The sequence below is a fragment of the Streptomyces sp. NPDC001604 genome (assembly GCF_042893475.1).
Taxonomy (GTDB): Bacteria; Actinomycetota; Actinomycetes; order Streptomycetales; family Streptomycetaceae; genus Streptomyces.
This window is the reverse complement of record NZ_JBIAUY010000002.1, coordinates 239,257-256,775: the sequence shown is the minus strand read 5'-3', so window position 1 is coordinate 256,775 and position 17,519 is coordinate 239,257. Positions and strand designations below refer to the sequence as shown.

The following is a 17,519-nucleotide window of genomic DNA, read 5'->3' as shown; positions in this document are numbered from 1 at the left end:
GGCCCTCGTAGGCCCCGGCCCCCGCCCTCGGCCTGACCCCGGTTCCCCGCTCATGCCCCAGGCAGCACCAGCCCCAGCGCCCCCTCCCGCACCGTCCACGTCCGCCTCCGCACCGGCCCCCACACGCCCGCGTCCGCCCGGTAGCGGAAGTCCGCCCCCGACACGCTCACGGTGCGTCCCTGGGCCCGTACCGGCGTGGCCTCCGCGCCCACCGACAGGGGCCGTACCTCGACCTCGGCCACCCCCGAGTCACCCGGCGTCACCGACACCGCCTCCACCGGCTGGTCCAGGTCCAGCACGGTGACGCCGTCGACCTCCACCCGCAGCCGGGCGGCCCGGGGTGCCGGGACCGTCGTCTCGCGGGCGGGGACCAGGGTGCGTACGAAGGACTGGGCCGTGCGCAGCCAGGGGCGGCCCGCCTCCACCGACGGGGTGTGCCCGGTCACCGGAGGGATGTGCAGGGCGCCGAGGACCACCCCGTCGCTGTCGTCCACCAGCAGGTCCAGGCGCCGCTCGGCCCCGTCCAGGACCGCCCGCGCCGCCGCCACCGCCCCCGTGGGGACCCCCAGGGAACGAGCCACCGACAGCAGGCTGCCCACCGGCACCACCGACAGCGCACATCCGGCCAGCTCCCGCCGCCGGTGCAAAACGGACACCGCCCGGACCAGTGCGCGGTCGTCGCCCACCACCACCGGCCGCCGCGACCCCCGGCGGGCCAGGGCCCGGGCGAACTCCTCCGGACTCTCCGGCAGGCACACCTTGGCGTGCGCACCCGCGCTGAGCACGTCTTTTGCGATGCGTACCGACTCCCCGTCGGTCCGCCGGGCGACCGGGTCGATGACCACCAACAGCTGATCGGAAGTCGCGGAAGTCACCACCTCGGTCCTGCCTCGCTTCCTCGGGTAGCATCTTTGTGCAAGAGCCCCTTGCGCTATTGCGCCAGGGGCTTCGTCTATTCCGGGGCATCCGGTCCGACGGTTTGCGGCCAACGACGGCCGCGGTGCACGCGGCGGTGAACCTTACGCGTACGCCCCTGACCTTGGACATGCCCCGCCCGGAAGGGGTGTACGCGCGTGCCCGCACTTGTGCTGCTCGGTGCTCAGTGGGGTGACGAAGGCAAGGGAAAGGCGACGGACCTGCTAGGCGGATCCGTCGACTACGTGGTGCGCTACCAGGGCGGCAACAACGCCGGCCACACGGTAGTCGTGGGCGACCAGAAGTACGCCCTTCACCTGCTCCCTTCCGGGATTCTCTCCCCCGGCTGCACGCCGGTCATCGGCAACGGTGTCGTCGTCGACCCGTCGGTCCTGTTCTCCGAGCTGAACGGGCTGAACGAGCGCGGCGTCGACACGTCCAAGCTCCTGATCAGCGGTAACGCTCACATCATCACGCCGTACAACGTGACGGTGGACAAGGTGACCGAGCGCTTCCTCGGAAAGCGCAAGATCGGTACCACCGGACGCGGCATCGGCCCGACCTACGCGGACAAGATCAACCGCGTCGGCATCCGGGTACAGGATCTCTACGACGAGTCCATCCTCACCCAGAAGGTGGAGGCGGCCCTCGACGTCAAGAACCAGATCCTCACCAAGCTCTACAACCGCCGCGCGATCGCCATCGACCAGGTGGTCGAGGAGCTGCTGGGCTACGCCGACAAGCTCGCCCCGTACGTCGCCGACACGGTCCTCGTCCTCAACCAGGCGCTGGAGCAGGACAAGGTGGTCCTCTTCGAGGGCGGCCAGGGCACGCTGCTCGACATCGACCACGGCACGTATCCGTTCGTGACGTCCTCGAACCCCACCGCGGGCGGCGCCTGCACCGGTGCGGGCGTGGGCCCCACGAAGATCAGCCGGGTCATCGGCATCCTCAAGGCCTACACGACCCGCGTCGGCTCCGGCCCCTTCCCGACCGAGCTCTTCGACGAGGACGGCGAGGCGCTGCGCCGCATCGGCGGCGAGCGGGGCGTGACGACCGGCCGTGACCGCCGCTGCGGCTGGTTCGACGCGGTCATCGCCCGCTACGCGACCCGCGTGAACGGCCTGACCGACTTCTTCCTCACCAAGCTGGACGTCCTGACCGGCTGGGAGGAGATCCCGGTCTGCGTGGCGTACGAGATCGACGGCAAGCGCGTCGAGGAACTCCCGTACTCGCAGTCGGACTTCCACCACGCGAAGCCGGTCTACGAGACCCTGCCCGGCTGGTCCGAGGACATCACCAAGGCGAAGTCGTTCTCCGACCTCCCGAAGAACGCCCAGAACTACGTCAAGGCGCTCGAGGAGATGTCGGGCGCACCGATCTCCGCGATCGGCGTGGGCCCGGGCCGGGACGAGACGATCGAGATCAATTCGTTCCTGTAAATCCCGTATGCCCGCCAGCTGTTGGGCCGGTCATGGACTTCCTTGACCGGTCCATGGCTTGTTCCTGGTTCCGGATGTAACTAGAGGGGCGCAACTATCTACGCGGGTAGTCCCGCCGCGCTTTCCTCCAGTTCCTCTCCATGACCAGGAGCCCCGTATGCCCGTCAGCCCGCTGAACCGCCGGGAGTTCGTCAAGAAGTCGGCCGTCACCGGGGCGGCCGTCGCCGCGGCGGGGACGGTCGCGGCCGCACCCGCCCAGGCCGCCGACCGCACGCCCGAGAAGGCCAAGGCCCCCAAGACGTGGACGTTCTCCATCCTCGGCACCACCGACCTGCACAGCCACGTCTTCGACTGGGACTACTACAAGGACGCCGCCTACAGCGACAAGGCCGGCAACTCCGTCGGTGTCGCCCGCGTCGCCACCCTCATCAAGCAGCAGCGCGAGGCCAAGGGCGAGGAGCACGTCCTGCTCGTCGACGCCGGTGACATCATCCAGGGCACCTCGCTCGCGTACTACTTCGCGCGGGTCGACCCGATCACCGGCAAGGACGGCAGGAAGGGGCCCAAGCACCCCATGGCCGTCGCCATGAACCACATGCGCTACGACGCCGCCGCCCTCGGCAACCACGAGTTCAACTACGGCATCGAGACCCTGCGCAAGTTCGAGAAGCAGTGTCACTTCCCGCTGCTCGGCGCGAACGCCCTCGACGCGAAGACCCTGCGGCCGGCCTTCCACCCGTACACCGTCAAGCGCATCTGCGTCCCCGGCGCCCCCGACATCAAGGTCGGCATCCTCGGCCTGACCAACCCCGGTATCGCGCTCTGGGACAAGGACAACGTCAACGGGAAGATGGTCTTCCCGGGGCTGGTCGAGCAGGCGAAGAAGTACGTGCCGCGGCTGCGTGCGCTGGGCTGTGACGTGGTCTTCCTGACGGACCACTCGGGCCTCGACGGCTCCACGTCGTGGGGCGACTCCCTGCCGTACGTCGAGAACGCCTCCAACCTCGTCGCCGAGCAGGTCCCCGGCATCGACGCGATCCTGGTCGGCCACACGCACAAGGAGGTCTCCTCGTACATCGTCAAGAACGAGGAGACCGGCGAGGACGTCCTGCTCTCCGAGCCGTACTGCTGGGGCTACCGTCTCACCGTCTTCGACTTCGAGCTCGAACTGCACCACGGGCAGTGGAAGGTGACGAAGAAGACGGCCCAGACCCTCGACCCGAAGGGCGTCGAGGAGGACCCGGAGATCACCAAGCTCCTCAAGGCCGACCACGACCTCGTGGTGAAGTACGTCAACACGGCCGTGGGCACCTGCACCCAGGACCTCTCGGCGGCGGAGTCCTGCTGGAAGGACGTCCCCATCATGGACTTCATCCACGAGGTCCAGATGCAGACGGTGAAGGCGGGCCTGTCGGCGAGCGATGCCGCGCTGCCCCTGATCTCGGTCGCCGCGCCGTTCAGCCGCACCGCCGACATCCCGGCCGGGAGCGTGACCATCAAGGACATCGCCGGGCTCTACATCTACGACAACACGCTCTACGGCAAGAAGCTCACGGGCGCCCAGCTGAAGGACTACCTGGAGTTCGCGGCGAAGTACTACCACCAGGTCCCGTCGGGCACGAAGGTCGACACCGCGACGCTGACCAACGCCAACAACTTCTGGGACTACATGTACGACACGGCCGCCGGCGTCTCGTACGACATCGACATCGCGCAGGCGGAGGGTTCGCGGATCAAGAACCTCACGTACAACGGCAAGGCGGTCGCCGACGACCAGGTCTTCGTCGTCGCGGTCAACAACTACCGCGCGAACGGCGGCTCCGGCTACCCGCACATCGCCACCGCCGACATCGCCTACAGCTCGACCAACGAGATCCGCCAGTTGATGATCGACTACGTGACGTCCAAGGGCACACTGAACCCGGCGGACTTCGCGGTCACCAACTGGAGGCTGACGCAGGACGGTACGGCGGTGTTCTCCTAGGTCTTCCCGCACCCTGGCCGAGGGGGCGCCCGTTCGCCGGGCGCCCCCTCGCGCGCCTCATCGCGAGAACGCCGCCGCATGCGCCCGAGCCCACTCCGCGAACGTCCGTGCCGGTCGGCCGAGCAGCTTCTCCAACGTCGGCAGGACCTCCGCACCCCGGTCGCTCTGCCGTGTGCGCTGCACGATGGCGTCGACGACCTCCGGTGGGAAGCCGTAGGCGGACATGCCTGCGCGGGCTGCCTCGTCGGGGAGGGGGCGCAGGTGCAGGTCGCGGCCCAACGTCCCGCCCAGGACGGCCAGTTCGTCCGCGGGGGTGAGGGACTCGGGGCCGCTCAACTCGTAGGCGGCGCCCGCGTGTCCGTCGCCCGTCAGGGCCAGAGCCGCGATGTCCGCCACGTCCGCCGGGTCGATGCTCGCCGCCGGGCGGTCGGCGAAGGGGACCGCCACCTCGTCGCCCGCGCGGAGTCGGCCCGCCCACTGCAGGGCGTTCGACATGAAGCGGCCGGGGCGGAGCAGGGTCCACGCCCAGTCCCGGGAGGGGTCCGTCACCGCGGCCTCCGCCTCGGCGTGCCAGCGGGCGATCACGTCGGAGCCCGCGCCCCCGTCCAGGACGGACAGTTTCACCGCGCGTCGGATCCCCGCCCTCGCCGCCGCCTCGGCGAGGGCCAGGTCATGGGTCGGGCCGGGGGCCGTGCCGACGCCCTGCGCCGACATCAGGAAGGCCCCTCTCGCCCCCGCGAACGCCGCGTCCAGGCTCGCCGGGTCGTCCGCGTCGCCGTACACCGCCTCGACGCCGGCCGGGAGCCGTGCCTCATGCGGGCGGCGGGTCATCGCCCGTACCGGATGGCCGGCGGCCGCCAGCCGTCGTACCAGTTCGCCGCCCACATGCCCCGTCGCCCCGGTCACCAGGATCATCGCCGTCCCCTCTCGTCGTGCCCAGCCTGCGCGCACCGGCCGCACGCCGCGTCGCACGCGGGGATGCAGCCGTTCTGCTCCCCGGGGAGTACGGGAGAGCACCAACTGTGCATAACAGGGCATGGAGTGCAAGTCGGGCATACGGTGGAGCTGTACACGTGTGCGTCGACCAGAAGAAGGTGAGAGCTATGCGTGTACTGCTCAGGGCGCACTTCGACACGGAGAAGTCGAACGAGGCCATCCGCAACGGCACCCTCGGGAAGATGATCCAGTCGTCGGTGGAGCAGATCAAGCCGGAAGCCGCCTACTTCACCGCCGACGAGGGCGAACGCACCGCCTTCCTGGTCTTCGACCTCCAGGACGTCTCCCAGATACCCGTCATCAGCGAGCCGTTCTTCCTCAACCTGGGGGCCAGGATCGACTACACCCCGTTGATGAACCTCGAAGACGTCGAGAAGGGCCTCTCCCAGGTGCACTGACCGCGTGCACCCTAGCTGAAGACGATCATCGACCCCTGCGCCAGGCTCCGCGTCGCCGCCGCGTGCAGGCCCAGCCACACATGGCGTTCGCGGGCGAAGGGGCTGGGGTCGTACGGCGCGGGGACGGCGGGCTCCTCCAGCTCCGTGGGGGCGCGTGGTGGCTCGGGCGGCGCCGGAGGGTTGGCCGGATCTATGCCGATCGACGGGGCCACGTATTCCAGTTCGCGCAGCAGGGCCTGGGCGGAGCCCAGCGGGCCGCCGCCGGCGAGGAGTTCGTCGTTCGACAGGGGCTGGGGGAAGTCCACGGGGACGTAGGCGCCCGCGTGGTCGTAGTGCCAGACGAGGTGCGACTGCTGGGCCGTCGCCTCGAACATCTCCAGCAACTGCTCGTAGTCGCCGCCCAGTTCGTCGACCGGTGTCACCGGCAGCCCGCACACCTGGAGCAGGTAGACCCGGCGCAGGAAGTGCAGCGCGTCGTAGTCGAAGCCGGCCACCGGGGCCACCTCGCCGGACAGGCCCGGCATGTACTGGTACACCGGCACCGGCGGCAGTCCGGCGGCGGCGAGCACGTTGTTGTACTGCGCGAGTTCTTCGGCGAACGGATTGTCGGGGGTGTGGCACAACACGTCGACGAGCGGTACCAGCCACAGGTCACAGGCCAAAGAAGGCTCCTCACACGGCAAGTCGGTCAAGGCAGGGTAATCGGTACGGCTGCGGGAGCGCTCCGCGCGGGGCGACAGAATCGTGCGGCTTCGTCGTGGCCGGTCGCGCAGTTCCCCGCGCCCCTTCGGGGCGCAGGGCCCCGCGGCGGAGCCGCACATCGGTACAGCCGGCGGAGCGCCTAGTGCAGGTCCCATACCCACACCCCGGCCACCCACTTCCCGTCCCGGCCCACAAGTTCCGTGACGGCCCTGCACAGGGCCTCCTCGTGCGGTCCGGGGGCCACCACCAGGGCGCTCGCCCTCCAGTACGCGAAGTCGCGCCGGGCCTGCGCCCGCCAGGTCGCGTCGAGCTTCGGGACGACGCCGGTGTCGCGGATGTCGCTCAGCAGGTCGGAGGTGTAGCGGGGGGAGGCGCCGTAGATGCCGGTGCGGTCGGCGCCGTAGGGGCCGTTGAAGTAGCCGCCGGGCAGCTTGAAGTCGAGGCCGGCCTGCTGCTGCCAGTGCAGCGCCTCCGCGTCGCCGGCGTCGGGCAGCGGCACCGTGACGAGGGACTCGCCCTTGCGGACGTACGGCTGCCACGCCCCGGTGGTGAAGAACGCGGGCGTCGCGGGCCGTTCGACGGTCTTCAGCGGGGCCGGGACCAGCGGGAGCAGGGCCAGGCAGACGCCGAGCAGGCCGAGGTACTGGGTGCCCGCGCTACGGGTCGCCGTCAGCCGGTCCAGGGCGAGGGCGAGCAGCATGCCGAGGGCGGGGGCGCAGATCATCGCGACCCGGCCCTCGATGACCGACTCGAACAGCGGCAGCCTGGCGAGGAGCGCCCAGGGGCCCGGGTAGACCTTGTCCGTCATCGGGATGCGGAACTCGGGGCCGAGCGAGAGCAGCGCCGCGCCGACCGCGGTGACCGCCAGCGCCCTGACCAGGGCCTGCTCCCACAGCCGTACGACGATCGCGAAGGCGAGCAGGACCAGCGGCCAGCCGTAGAAGGCGTTCTGCTCGGTGGGGTTGGGGGAGAGGGCGTTGGCGCGCCGGGCGTTGCCCGCGACCAGGGAGCGTTCGGCGAAGGAGAGCAGGGCGAGGGGGCTGTTGGCCGAGTTGTCGCCGTGCGGCATGTGCGCGTAGCTCTGCGGGCCGGTGAACTGCCAGACCAGGGGGTACGCGAGGAGGGGAAGACAGACCGCGGCAGCGATCCCGAGCCCCTTGAGGAGCGGTCGCCAGGCCTGCTGCGCCACATCCCTGCGGACCGCGCCGTAGGCGCCGGCGAACAGTACCAGGCCGATCGCCGCGAGCAGCAGGGGCTCCTCGCCGAGGAAGACCTGGTAGGCCGCCATCAGGCCCAGGACCACGCCGTCCCGCACCACCCGGGCGCCCGTACACAGCCGTAGCGCCCTGTCGATGATCAGCGGGATCATGAACAGCACCACGAAGTTGGGATGCGCGTTGGCGTGACTGACCATGGGCGGTGCGAAGGCGGCCAGCGAGGCGCCCACGAAGGCCGCGGACCGCCGTCGTACGACCCGCTTCACGATCAGCCGGTACCAGGCGGCCGCGGTGGCGGCGAGGCCCAGGGTCATCACGACGCTGAGGGAGACCGCCGGGCCCGCCAGGAGGGTGAGCGGGGCGAAGGGGACGGTGAGGCCGAGCATGACCGTGTTGGCCATGAGGTTCACGCCGTCGGGGAAGCCCTGCAGATCGGAGAAGAGGGGATTGTGCAGGTGGGCCAGGTTGTGGGCGGTGACGTCGAAGAACCACTCCCACTGGTTCTGGTCCTGGAGGGAGTCGGGGAGATAGCGGTGGTCCGGGTCGAAGAGGCGGCCCGAGTACAGGGCCATCGACATGAGCAGGAAGAGGAGCACGGCGAAGAGGTCGGCGGGGCGCAGGGTGCGGGCGCGCAGCCGGGCCAGTTCGGCGAGGACCCGGACGTAGTCGAGGTGGCGCAGTTTCGAGCCGGGCCGGTGGGACCAGTGGACGGGGACCTCGGCGACCTGCCAGTCGGCGCGGTGGAAGTGCCGCAGGACCTCGACGTCGATGCCCCAGCCGTTGATCCGGGAGGCGGCGAAGGCCTCGCGGGCCTTGTCGCCCTCGAACAGCTTGAAGCCGCACTGGGTGTCCCGTATGCCCGGCACCGTCGTACGGCGTATGAGTAAGTTCCCGGCGCGGCCCAGCACTTCGCGCACCGGGTGCTGACGGTCCCCGATCGTCGCGCCGGGCACGGAACGGGACCCGATCGCCGCCGCGTTCCCCTCGCTGAGCGCCTTGTCGAGCTGCTCCAGCTCCTCGATCGGGGCCGCGAGGTCGGCGTCCGTGACCAGCACGCGCCGCCCGCGGGAGGCGGCGACGCCCAGGCGCAGGGCGTTGCCCTTGCCGCGGTGGTGCGGGCTGGTGACGAGCTGGACGCGGGGCTCCTTCAGGCCCGTGACGAGGTCCCGGGTGCCGTCCGTCGACCCGTCGTCGGCGACGACGACCTCCCACTCGCCCCAGTGGCCCTCGTTCTCGCGCAGATAGCGGGTGACGGCGTCGAGGGTGGGGCCGAGGCGCTGCTCCTCGTTGAAGGCGGGGATGACGACGGTGAGGTCCACGGCCCAGGCAGGCGTGCCCCTGGCCGGCCTGCTCACTCGTCCGCCAGCCGCTCGACGAGGGCCAGCGAGTGCTCGTTGTACGAGGCGACGATCGCCCGTGCCGTCCTGGTGTCCCGCTTGGCCAGGGCGTCGACCAGATCGGTGTGGCCGGACCACAGGGCGCCGCGCAGATCGGACAGCCGGCGTAGGTGCTGCACCGCGCACACCCAGGACTGGACGCGCAGCCGGTGCAGGAAGTCGGCCAGATAGGGGTTGCCGAAGAGGCTGCCGAGCTCGTGCCAGAAGCGCAGGTCGTAGCCGATCAGTACGGTGAGGTCGCCGGCCAGCGAGGCCCGCTGCGCCTCCTCGCCGCGCCGCCGGACCCCGGCGAGGGCGGCGACGGCACGGGACTCGTCGTGCGGCGGGAACCGGTCCTGGTCCCGGTCCAGGGCGATGAACATGCCGTCGGTGACCAGGCTGCGGGCCTCGATGATGCCGCGGTAGTCGGCGAGCGAGTACTCGTGGACGTGGAAGCCGCGGTGCTGGTCGGCGTCGAGGAGCCCCTGCGCGGACAGGTCGACGAGCGCCTCGCGCACGGGCGTCGCGGAGACCCCGTACTGCTCGGCGATCTCCTTCACCGTGAACTCCTGACCCGGCTGGAGCCGCCCCGCGAGGGCCTCGTCGCGTAGCGCGTCGGCGATCTGCTGCCGCAGGGTGCTGCGGGTCACGGAGCCGTTGCCGCTGCTGCCGGGCATGTGTCGGGCGTCTCCTCGTCGCGTCGGATGGCGTGCACGTATCTATCTACGAGCACGCCACCTTACGCGTTCGCCCTCCGGCTGTTTATCCGCGTAGCTCCGGCCGTCCGGTGCGGCACCTGAGCGGCCGCAGGCGGCTACTGCGTGTACTCGTCCGCCACGGAGAGCGCCGCGTCCAGCGCCGCGAGTCCCTCCTTCAGCTCGGCCTCGCTCACGTTGCACGGCGGCACGACATGGGTGCGGTTCATGTTGATGAAGGGCCAGATGCCGTGCTTCTTCGCGGCGGCGCCGAAGGCGGCCATCGCCGCGTTCGCCTCACCGGCCGCGTTGTACGGCACCAGCGGCTCCCGCGTCTCCTTGTCCTTCACCAGGTCCAGCGCCCAGAACATGCCGACACCGCGCACCTCGCCGACGCTCGGGTGCCGCTCGGCGAGCTCGCGCAGCGCCGGACCGAGGACGGTCTCGCCCAGCTGCCGAGCGTTCTCGACGACGCCCTCCTCCGCCATGACGTTGATCGTCGCGACTGCGGCGGCGCAGGCCAGCGGGTGCCCGGAGTACGTCAGACCGCCCGGGTAGGCCCGCTTGGCGAAGGTCTCGGCGATCGCGCCGGAGATGGCGACACCGCCGAGCGGCACATATCCGCTGTTCACGCCCTTGGCGAAGGTCATCAGGTCGGGTACGACACCGAACAGGTCGGCCGCGAACCACTCACCGGTCCGCCCGAACCCGGCCATGACCTCGTCCAGGACGAAGACGATGCCGTACTTGTCGCAGATCTCCCGCACCCCGGCGAGGTAGCCGGGCGGCGGCACCATGATCCCGGCGGTGCCCGGAACGGTCTCCAGGATGATCGCGGCGACGGTGGCCGGCCCCTCGAAGGCGATCGTGGTCTCGAGGTGCTCCAGCGCCCGGGCGCACTCCTGCTCCTCGTTCTCGGCGTAGAAGCGGGAGCGGTAGAGGTACGGCGCCCAGAAGTGCACGACGCCGGCGGCCGCGCCGTCGGAGGCCCAGCGGCGCGGGTCCCCGGTGAGGTTGATCGCCTGCTGGGTGCCGCCGTGGTAGGAGCGGTAGGCGGACAGGACCTTGGGCCGCCCGGTGTGCAGCCGCGCCATGCGTACGGCGTGCTCGACGGCGTCCGCACCGCCGTTGGTGAAGAAGATCTTGTCGAGGTCGCCCGGTGTCCGCTCGGCGATCAGCCGGGCCGCCTCGGAGCGGGCCTCGATCGCGAAGGCGGGCGCGAACGTCGTCAGGTGTGCGGCCTGCTCCTGTATCGCGGCGACGACCTTCGGGTGCTGGTAGCCGATGTTGGTGTAGACGAGCCCGCTGGTGAAGTCCAGGTACCGCTTGCCGTCGTAGTCCCAGAAGTACGACCCCTCCGCACCGGCGACGGCGAGCGGGTCGATGAGCTCCTGCGCGGACCAGGAGTGGAACACATGAGCGCGGTCCGCGGCCTTCACGGCGGCGCCGGCCCGGGGGTCTGGCTGAGGGGTCATGGCGGCGAGCGTAGGAGCCCGCGGTGCCCGCTCGGTATCGGCTTCCTGTCCTGGCATGTGGGGGTTTCCGCGACAGGTTGTCGGGCCCGGACGGCGTGGCGAAGTGCCGTCCGCGGCGTTACGGAACCGTAGACACCGCTCCGGGCGACTACCCCCGCGACCGCACTATTCTCGGTCTGTTGCACATACGGGGGGAAGGCGGCGCGGCCATGGAGAAGCTCGGAGCGGGGGACCCGCAGCGGATCGGGGCGTACCGGCTGCTGGCCCGGCTGGGTGCCGGGGGCATGGGGCACGTGTATCTCGCCCGCTCGGACCGGGGCCGTACCGTCGCCGTGAAGCTGGTGCGGGAGGAGCTGGCCGCGCAGGAGGAGTTCCGGGCGCGGTTCCGGCAGGAGGTGCAGTCCGCGCGGCAGGTCGGCGGGCACTGGACGGCGCCCGTCCTGGACGCCGACACGGAGGCCGCGGTGCCGTGGGTGGCCACCGGGTACGTCGCCGGGCCGAGCCTGCAGCAGGTCGTGGGGCACGACCACGGGGCGCTGCCCGAGCGCTCGGTGAACATCCTCGCGGCCGGGCTCGCGCATGCGCTGCGGGACATCCACGCCGCCGGGATCATCCACCGGGATCTGAAGCCGTCCAATGTGCTCGTCACCATCGACGGGCCGCGGGTCATCGACTTCGGGATCGCGCGGGCGCTGGAGACCGTCACGGACGGCGGTCTGACGCGGACTGGCGCGCTCGTCGGTTCGCCCGGCTTCATGGCCCCCGAGCAGGTGCGCGGCGACCGGATCACGCCCGCCTGCGACGTCTTCTGCCTGGGCTCCGTGCTGGCCTACGCCGCCACCGGCCACCTCCCCTTCGGCAGCGCCAACAGCGGTGTGCACGCCCTGATGTTCCGCATCGCCCAGGAGGAACCCGACCTGGAGGGCGTGCCCGAGGGCATCGCCGACCTCGTACGGGACTGTCTGAAGAAGGAGCCGGGCGCGCGGCCGACGCTGGACCAGGTGCTGGAGCGCACGGGCGCCGAGGACACCGTGCTCGGCGGCCGTTCGCGCGACCCCTGGCTGCCGAGCGCGCTCGTCGCCCAACTCGGCCGCCATGCCGTGCAGTTGCTGGACGCGGAAGACCCCGACGAGGAGGGGGCAGCGCCCGCCGGGCCCTCGCTGCGGAAGGCGGCCCCCGAGGCCCCGCCCGAGCACGCCTCCGCCGCCGACGACTCCGCACCGCAAGCGGGCACGCCCGCCGGGCCGCCCCCGCCCGTTCAGCCGGGCGGCGCCGCCCCGCTGAACCACCTCCCCACGATGGTCGCCGGCCAGGCCCCGCCGACACCCCCGCCCGCCCATGCGCAGACACCCCCGGCCTACGGCTATCCGCAGCAGCACCCCCAGCAGCAGCCCGCCTACGGCTACCCGCCGCAGCAGCCCGGCGCCTACGGTTACCCGCAACAGCCCGGCGCCTACGGCGGCCTTGGCTCCACCCCGCCCTACGGCCCGTCCTACGCCGGCCCGGTCCCGCACGTTCCACAGGAACCGCCCCGCCGGAGCGGCCGTTCCACGGTGGCGCTGATCGCGGTCGCCCTGGTCGTCGCGCTCGGCGCGGGCGGCTCGGTCTACGCCCTCATGAACGGCGGCAGCGACAAGGCCGACAACAAGCCGAGCCCGGCCCCGACCAGCAGCGCACCCTCGAATCCCGAGCCGAGCCCGACGACCCCGACGAGCGCGCAGCCCACCACCTCCGCACCCTCGGACGGTGCGATCCCGTCCGGTTACCTGGGCACCTGGACGGCCACCATCACCAACGCCGACGGCGAGAACACCCGCCAACTCACCATCCAGCAGGGCGGGGTGGGCGACACGGTCCTGTCCCTGGTCGCCGACGGCCCCACCAGCAGCGGCACCTACCACTGTGTGTTCCAGGCCGATCTGACCGCGGAACCGGGCAGCGACGGCCCCCTGGAGATCGGCCCGTCCACCGTGACGTCCGGCGACCCCGGCTACTGCAAGCCGGGCGACGCCACCGAGCTCAGCCTGCTGCCGGACGGCAGCCTGCAGCGGGAGAACACCAGCAACGGGGAGAAGCTGGACTACACCAGGCAGTGAGCCGGGTGAGGGGCCGGCGGGCGCCCTTGTGCCGTGGTGGCGTGTCCATGACGATGAGGGGAGTGTCGGCATCGGCAGCCCCGGGAGGACACATGCGTCCCAGCCCCACCAGGAGAACGGTCCTCACCGCGACGGCGGCCGGCGCGGCGGCACTCGGGACGGCGGCGGCCCCGGCCGAAGCCGCCAGGCGGGGGCACCACCCGCCGGCCACCGCGCAGCCTCCGAGCCGCGAACTCCGTTCTCTGTTGCGTGAGTTGGACTCCGCCCGCATCGAAGCGACCGTCCGCAAGCTCGTCTCCTTCGGCACCCGCCACACCCTCTCCGCCCAGGACGACCCGGACCGCGGCATCGGTGCCGCCCGCGACTGGCTCCTCGCCGAGTTGCGGAGCTGCGCCGCCGCCTCCGGCGGCCGGATGACGGCCGAACTCCAGTCGTACGTCCAGGAACCGGCCTCCCGCATCCCCACCGCCACGAAGATCACGAACGTGCTCGCGACCCTGCGCGGCTCGGTCACCCCGGAGCGCGTGTACGTCGTCTCCGGGCACTACGACTCCCGGGTCACGGACGTCATGAACGCCATCGCCGACGCGCCGGGCGCGGACGACGACGCGTCCGGCGTGGCCGTCGTACTGGAGCTGGCGCGGGTGATGGCGACCCGCCGCCCGGCCTCGACGATCGTGTTCGCGGCGGTGGCGGGGGAGGAGCAGGGGCTGTACGGGTCGACGTATCTGGCCCAGCAGCTGAAGGCGGCCGGCACGGACGTCCAGGGCATGTTCACCAACGACATCGTCGGCAGCTCGACGGCGGACGACGGCACCCGGGACCCGTACACGATCCGGCTGTTCGCGGAGGGCGTCCCGACCTCGGAGACCCCGGAGCAGGCCGCGGTCCGCAGGTCGGTGGGCGGCGAGAACGACTCCCCGTCCCGCCAGCTCGCCCGCTTCGTGCGGGACGTCGCCGACAACGACGCCACCGGCATGCACGTCCGTGTCGTCTACCGCCGCGACCGCTACCTGCGCGGCGGCGACCACATCCCCTTCCTCGAACGCGCCTACCCGGCCGCCCGCTTCACGGAGCCGGCCGAGGACTTCGCCCACCAGCACCAGGACGTCCGCGTCGACGAGACCGGCAAGCAGTACGGCGACCTGCCGGAGTTCTGCGACTTCGACTTCGTCGAGCGGGTCGCCAGGGTCAACGCGGCCGCTCTGTGGACCCTCGCCCAGGCGCCGGGCACGCCACGCGGGGCGAAGATCGTGACCTCCGCCCTGACCAACTCCACCCGGCTGGTGTGGACGCGCGGCACCGAACCCGACCTGGCGGGCTACGAGATCGTCTGGCGCGAGACCACGGCACCGGAGTGGACGCATGTGATTCCCGCCGGGGACGTCACCACGTACGAGGTGGACCTCTCGAAGGACAACGTGTTCTTCGGCGTACGGGCCGTGAACCGGTCGGGCAACAGGAGCCCGGTGGCCTTCCCGAGCCCGCAGTCGTGACCGACGGCCCGGTGCGGGATCACCGCGGCTCGGGCGGCCGCTGGCGCGGCATGTTCGGCCGCGAGCCCGCTCCCGGAGGCAGCGGGAAGCGCCCCTGCGCACTGCCCGTCTCCTGGCGCGCCGCCCCGGCCGGCGCGGACTGGATCCCCATGGGCGCCGAGCCGCCGGTCCGGAACTCCACCATCCAGTCGGCCGTCTCCGCGCGCACCAGCTCCGTCACGTCCTCCGAGAAGCGCCGCAGCACCGCAAGGCACCGCTCGACGGCCTCGCTCGCCGTGCCCTCCGCGGGGCCCAGCACCTCCCGCACACTCTCCGAGGCCCAGTCGAACTGCAGCACCTGCAGCCGCCGCTGCACGGCCTGCGCGGTCGCCACATCCCTTATCCAGCCCGAGGTCACACCGAAGAACCGGTCCACGGCCACGCACGCCACCGCGAACAGCAGCGCCAGATACCCCCAGGCGGCCATCCCGGCGATCACCCCGGTCAGATCCAGCAGCGGCAGCGCGGCCCCGGTCACCGCCCCCAGCGCGGCCCCCGTGCGCAGCGCCCGCGCACCCCGCCGCTTCCACACCCGGTCCGCGAGATACCAGGCCGCCGTCTGCAGCGCCCCGCGCTCCACCCACAGATACAGCTCGTGCAGCCGCTCGGCCGGTTCGCCCCAGTCCCCGAGCGGGAACGAGCGCCCGATCAGATCGCCCGGCCGCAGCCCGGCCGCACCCTCGCCCCACCCGTCCTGAGCCGGCCCCTCGGGCTGCATCTCCGGCTGACCCACACGGCACTCCCTACTGATCACGACGCTGATCACGAGGCTGACCACGACCGAACACGTTGCGTGACACCCGATCCTGATGTGCCCGACCTTCCTACCGCCCAATGGGTGGCTCAGCCCCCGAATTCACCTCTATTCCGCTCGGAAGTGGGTCTTGATCAGGTATAGGACTCGGCAATACCTCACTCGAAAGAGTGCTGGGGCGATGCCTGGCTGGACCACGTAGGCTCGTGCCAGGCGGGAAAACCTCGCCCATACAGCCGTACGAAACCAGGAGCTGATCGTGATTCCCGGTGGTGGCCAGCCCAATATGCAGCAGCTGCTCCAGCAGGCCCAGAAGATGCAGCAGGACCTGCAGCGGGCGCAGGAGGAGCTGGCGCAGACGGAGGTCGACGGGCAGGCGGGCGGCGGCCTGGTGAAGGCCACCGTCACCGGCTCCGGCGAGCTGCGCGCGCTGAAGATCGACCCGAAGGCGGTGGACCCGGAGGACACCGAGACCCTCGCGGACCTGATCGTCGCGGCGGTCCAGGCGGCCAACGAGAACGCCCAGAACCTCCAGCAGCAGAAGCTGGGCCCGCTGGCGCAGGGCCTGGGCGGCGGCAGCGGTATCCCGGGCCTGCCTTTCTAAGAGAGGCGTCCGCCAACTACCGTACGTACTTGCAAGGAACCCCGGGAAGGACGGCAGTCCGTGTACGAAGGCGTGGTGCAGGACCTGATCGACGAGCTGGGGCGGCTGCCCGGCGTCGGTCCCAAGAGCGCCCAGCGGATCGCCTTCCACATCCTGCAGGCGGAACCGACGGACGTACGGCGGCTCGCGCAGGCTCTGATGGAGGTCAAGGCGAAGGTCCGCTTCTGCGCGACCTGCGGCAATGTCGCACAGGAAGAGCTGTGCAACATCTGCCGCGACAGCCGCCGCGACCCCTCCGTCATCTGTGTGGTGGAGGAGCCGAAGGACGTGGTCGCGATCGAGCGGACCCGCGAGTTCCGCGGCCGTTACCACGTCCTGGGCGGGGCGATCAGCCCCATCGAGGGCGTGGGCCCCGATGACCTGCGTATACGGGAACTTCTCGCGCGGTTGGCCGACGGGACGGTCACGGAACTGATCCTTGCCACGGACCCGAACCTGGAGGGCGAGGCCACAGCGACGTACCTCGCCCGCATGATCAAGCCCATGGGCCTCAAGGTCACCCGCCTGGCCAGCGGCCTCCCGGTGGGCGGAGACCTGGAATACGCGGACGAGGTGACCCTCGGCCGCGCCTTCGAGGGGAGACGACTCCTAGATGTCTGACGCCACGCTGCATGACGCGACGCAGGACCCGGACGACTTCGCGGTCCAGATCGCGGACCAGGTGGAGAGCTTCCTGGTGGCGGTGACGGAGGTGGCGAAGGGTGACGAGCCCGACTCCGCCGTGCCCTTCCTCCTCCTGGAGGTGTCCCAGTTGCTGCTGGCCGGCGGCCGCCTCGGCGCACACGAGGACATCGTCCCCGACGAGCGCTACGAGCCGGACACCGGCCCGGACGCCGACGTGGACGAACTCCGCGAGAACTTCGCCCGCCTGCTGGACCCGATCGACGTCTACTCCGAGGTCTTCGACCCCTACGAGCCCCGCAAGGCCCCGGTCCCGGCCCGTATCTCCGACGACCTGACCGACGTCATCACCGACCTCCGCCACGGCATGGCCCACTACCGCGCGGGCCGCACCACCGAGGCCCTGTGGTGGTGGCAGTTCTCCTACTTCTCCAACTGGGGCTCGACGGCCTCGGCCACCCTGCGCGCCCTGCAGTCCGTGGTCGCACATGTGCGCCTGAACCAGCCCCTGGAGGAGCTGGACGGGCTGGACACGGACCAGACGCCGATGGGTGACGAGACGCTGGAGTTCGAGGCGGGCAAGGTGATGCAGGAGGAGATCGGGGGGCCGCTGGGCCTGTAGCCCGGCAAGTAGGCGGCAGGCGGGCGG

The 17,519-nt window shown here is 71.1% G+C and carries 15 protein-coding genes; 8 read left to right on the top strand and 7 right to left on the bottom strand.

Translation table 11 applies throughout. The features are described 5' to 3' along the window. Nucleotides 1–50: 50 nt before the first annotated feature. Nucleotides 51–878, bottom strand: a complete 828-nt coding sequence (locus tag ACFY1E_RS06340; RefSeq protein WP_389072113.1) for a diacylglycerol kinase family protein — start codon at nt 876–878, stop codon at nt 51–53. A gap of 195 nt (nt 879–1,073) precedes the next feature. On the opposite strand from ACFY1E_RS06340, the gene ACFY1E_RS06335 reads away from it, so the two are divergent. Together ACFY1E_RS06335 and ACFY1E_RS06330 are read left to right on the top strand one after the other, a co-directional pair. After that, nucleotides 1,074–2,357, top strand: coding sequence for an adenylosuccinate synthase (locus ACFY1E_RS06335; RefSeq protein WP_389072110.1), 1,284 nt, complete (start codon nt 1,074–1,076; stop codon nt 2,355–2,357). A 157-nt stretch (nt 2,358–2,514) separates the two neighbouring features. Next, a complete protein-coding gene (locus ACFY1E_RS06330) occupies nt 2,515–4,341 on the top strand; it encodes a bifunctional metallophosphatase/5'-nucleotidase (RefSeq protein WP_389072108.1) in 1,827 nt (608 codons plus the stop codon). 57 nt (nt 4,342–4,398) lie between these two features. Here the strand turns inward: ACFY1E_RS06330 and ACFY1E_RS06325 are convergent, their stop codons facing one another. Continuing rightward, nucleotides 4,399–5,256: an NAD(P)H-binding protein gene (locus tag ACFY1E_RS06325; RefSeq protein ID WP_389072106.1), complete on the bottom strand. Its 858-nt coding sequence runs from the start codon at nt 5,254–5,256 to the stop codon at nt 4,399–4,401. Between the two features lie 188 nt (nt 5,257–5,444). On the opposite strand from ACFY1E_RS06325, the gene ACFY1E_RS06320 reads away from it, so the two are divergent. After that, nucleotides 5,445–5,735, top strand: a complete 291-nt coding sequence (locus ACFY1E_RS06320) for a hypothetical protein (protein WP_389072104.1) — start codon at nt 5,445–5,447, stop codon at nt 5,733–5,735. Between the two features lie 11 nt (nt 5,736–5,746). Here the strand turns inward: ACFY1E_RS06320 and ACFY1E_RS06315 are convergent, their stop codons facing one another. The 4 genes from ACFY1E_RS06315 to ACFY1E_RS06300 all read right to left on the bottom strand — a co-directional run bounded on the left by ACFY1E_RS06315 (nt 5,747) and on the right by ACFY1E_RS06300 (nt 11,200). After that, nucleotides 5,747–6,397 (bottom strand): hypothetical protein, encoded by a 651-nt coding sequence (locus ACFY1E_RS06315; RefSeq protein WP_115906817.1) that lies wholly within the window; start codon nt 6,395–6,397, stop codon nt 5,747–5,749. A gap of 179 nt (nt 6,398–6,576) precedes the next feature. Beyond that, nucleotides 6,577–9,009 carry a dolichyl-phosphate beta-glucosyltransferase gene (locus ACFY1E_RS06310; RefSeq protein WP_389072101.1) on the bottom strand — a complete coding sequence of 811 codons (2,433 nt, stop codon included), beginning with the start codon at nt 9,007–9,009 and terminating at the stop codon, nt 6,577–6,579. Continuing rightward, nucleotides 9,006–9,707, bottom strand: a complete 702-nt coding sequence (locus ACFY1E_RS06305; RefSeq protein WP_389072098.1) for a GntR family transcriptional regulator — start codon at nt 9,705–9,707, stop codon at nt 9,006–9,008. Before ACFY1E_RS06305 ends, ACFY1E_RS06310 begins: the two co-directional genes overlap by 4 nt. Nucleotides 9,708–9,844: 137 nt before the next feature. Next, nucleotides 9,845–11,200 (bottom strand): aspartate aminotransferase family protein, encoded by a 1,356-nt coding sequence (locus ACFY1E_RS06300; RefSeq protein ID WP_389072096.1) that lies wholly within the window; start codon nt 11,198–11,200, stop codon nt 9,845–9,847. A gap of 209 nt (nt 11,201–11,409) precedes the next feature. Between ACFY1E_RS06300 and ACFY1E_RS06295 the strand changes: the two genes are divergently transcribed. Both ACFY1E_RS06295 and ACFY1E_RS06290 read left to right on the top strand, forming a co-directional pair. After that, nucleotides 11,410–13,296 (top strand): protein kinase, encoded by a 1,887-nt coding sequence (locus ACFY1E_RS06295; RefSeq protein WP_389072093.1) that lies wholly within the window; start codon nt 11,410–11,412, stop codon nt 13,294–13,296. A gap of 92 nt (nt 13,297–13,388) precedes the next feature. Next, a complete protein-coding gene (locus ACFY1E_RS06290) occupies nt 13,389–14,792 on the top strand; it encodes a M20/M25/M40 family metallo-hydrolase (protein WP_389072091.1) in 1,404 nt (467 codons plus the stop codon). 19 nt (nt 14,793–14,811) lie between these two features. Here ACFY1E_RS06290 and ACFY1E_RS06285 read toward each other — a convergent pair whose 3' ends face one another. Continuing rightward, a complete protein-coding gene (locus ACFY1E_RS06285) occupies nt 14,812–15,564 on the bottom strand; it encodes an SLATT domain-containing protein (RefSeq protein WP_389072088.1) in 753 nt (250 codons plus the stop codon). Between the two features lie 280 nt (nt 15,565–15,844). Here ACFY1E_RS06285 and ACFY1E_RS06280 point away from each other — a divergent pair, with 280 nt between their 5' ends. From ACFY1E_RS06280 to ACFY1E_RS06270, 3 genes are read left to right on the top strand one after another with little or no spacing between them, the layout of a single operon-like run. Next, nucleotides 15,845–16,189 carry a YbaB/EbfC family nucleoid-associated protein gene (locus tag ACFY1E_RS06280; RefSeq protein ID WP_030942250.1) on the top strand — a complete coding sequence of 115 codons (345 nt, stop codon included), beginning with the start codon at nt 15,845–15,847 and terminating at the stop codon, nt 16,187–16,189. A 60-nt stretch (nt 16,190–16,249) separates the two neighbouring features. After that, entirely contained in the window at nt 16,250–16,849 is a 600-nt protein-coding gene (recR, locus tag ACFY1E_RS06275; RefSeq protein ID WP_099930378.1) for a recombination mediator RecR, read from the top strand. Continuing rightward, nucleotides 16,842–17,492: a DUF5063 domain-containing protein gene (locus ACFY1E_RS06270; RefSeq protein ID WP_389072085.1), complete on the top strand. Its 651-nt coding sequence runs from the start codon at nt 16,842–16,844 to the stop codon at nt 17,490–17,492. The genes recR and ACFY1E_RS06270 overlap by 8 nt, the downstream gene beginning before the upstream one ends. The last annotated feature ends 27 nt before the right edge of the window (nt 17,493–17,519 follow it).

What these genes read in the sequence shown, in the direction of transcription:
- ACFY1E_RS06330 (WP_389072108.1), top strand. Translation starts at nt 2,515, where the DNA reads ATGCCCGTCAGCCCGCTGAACCGCCGGGAGTTCGTCAAGAAGTCGGCC.
- ACFY1E_RS06325 (WP_389072106.1), bottom strand. Translation starts at nt 5,256, where the DNA reads ATGATCCTGGTGACCGGGGCGACGGGGCATGTGGGCGGCGAACTGGTA.
- ACFY1E_RS06320 (WP_389072104.1), top strand. Translation starts at nt 5,445, where the DNA reads ATGCGTGTACTGCTCAGGGCGCACTTCGACACGGAGAAGTCGAACGAG.
- ACFY1E_RS06305 (WP_389072098.1), bottom strand. Translation starts at nt 9,707, where the DNA reads ATGCCCGGCAGCAGCGGCAACGGCTCCGTGACCCGCAGCACCCTGCGG.
- ACFY1E_RS06300 (WP_389072096.1), bottom strand. Translation starts at nt 11,200, where the DNA reads ATGACCCCTCAGCCAGACCCCCGGGCCGGCGCCGCCGTGAAGGCCGCG.
- ACFY1E_RS06295 (WP_389072093.1), top strand. Translation starts at nt 11,410, where the DNA reads ATGGAGAAGCTCGGAGCGGGGGACCCGCAGCGGATCGGGGCGTACCGG.
- ACFY1E_RS06290 (WP_389072091.1), top strand. Translation starts at nt 13,389, where the DNA reads ATGCGTCCCAGCCCCACCAGGAGAACGGTCCTCACCGCGACGGCGGCC.
- ACFY1E_RS06270 (WP_389072085.1), top strand. Translation starts at nt 16,842, where the DNA reads ATGTCTGACGCCACGCTGCATGACGCGACGCAGGACCCGGACGACTTC.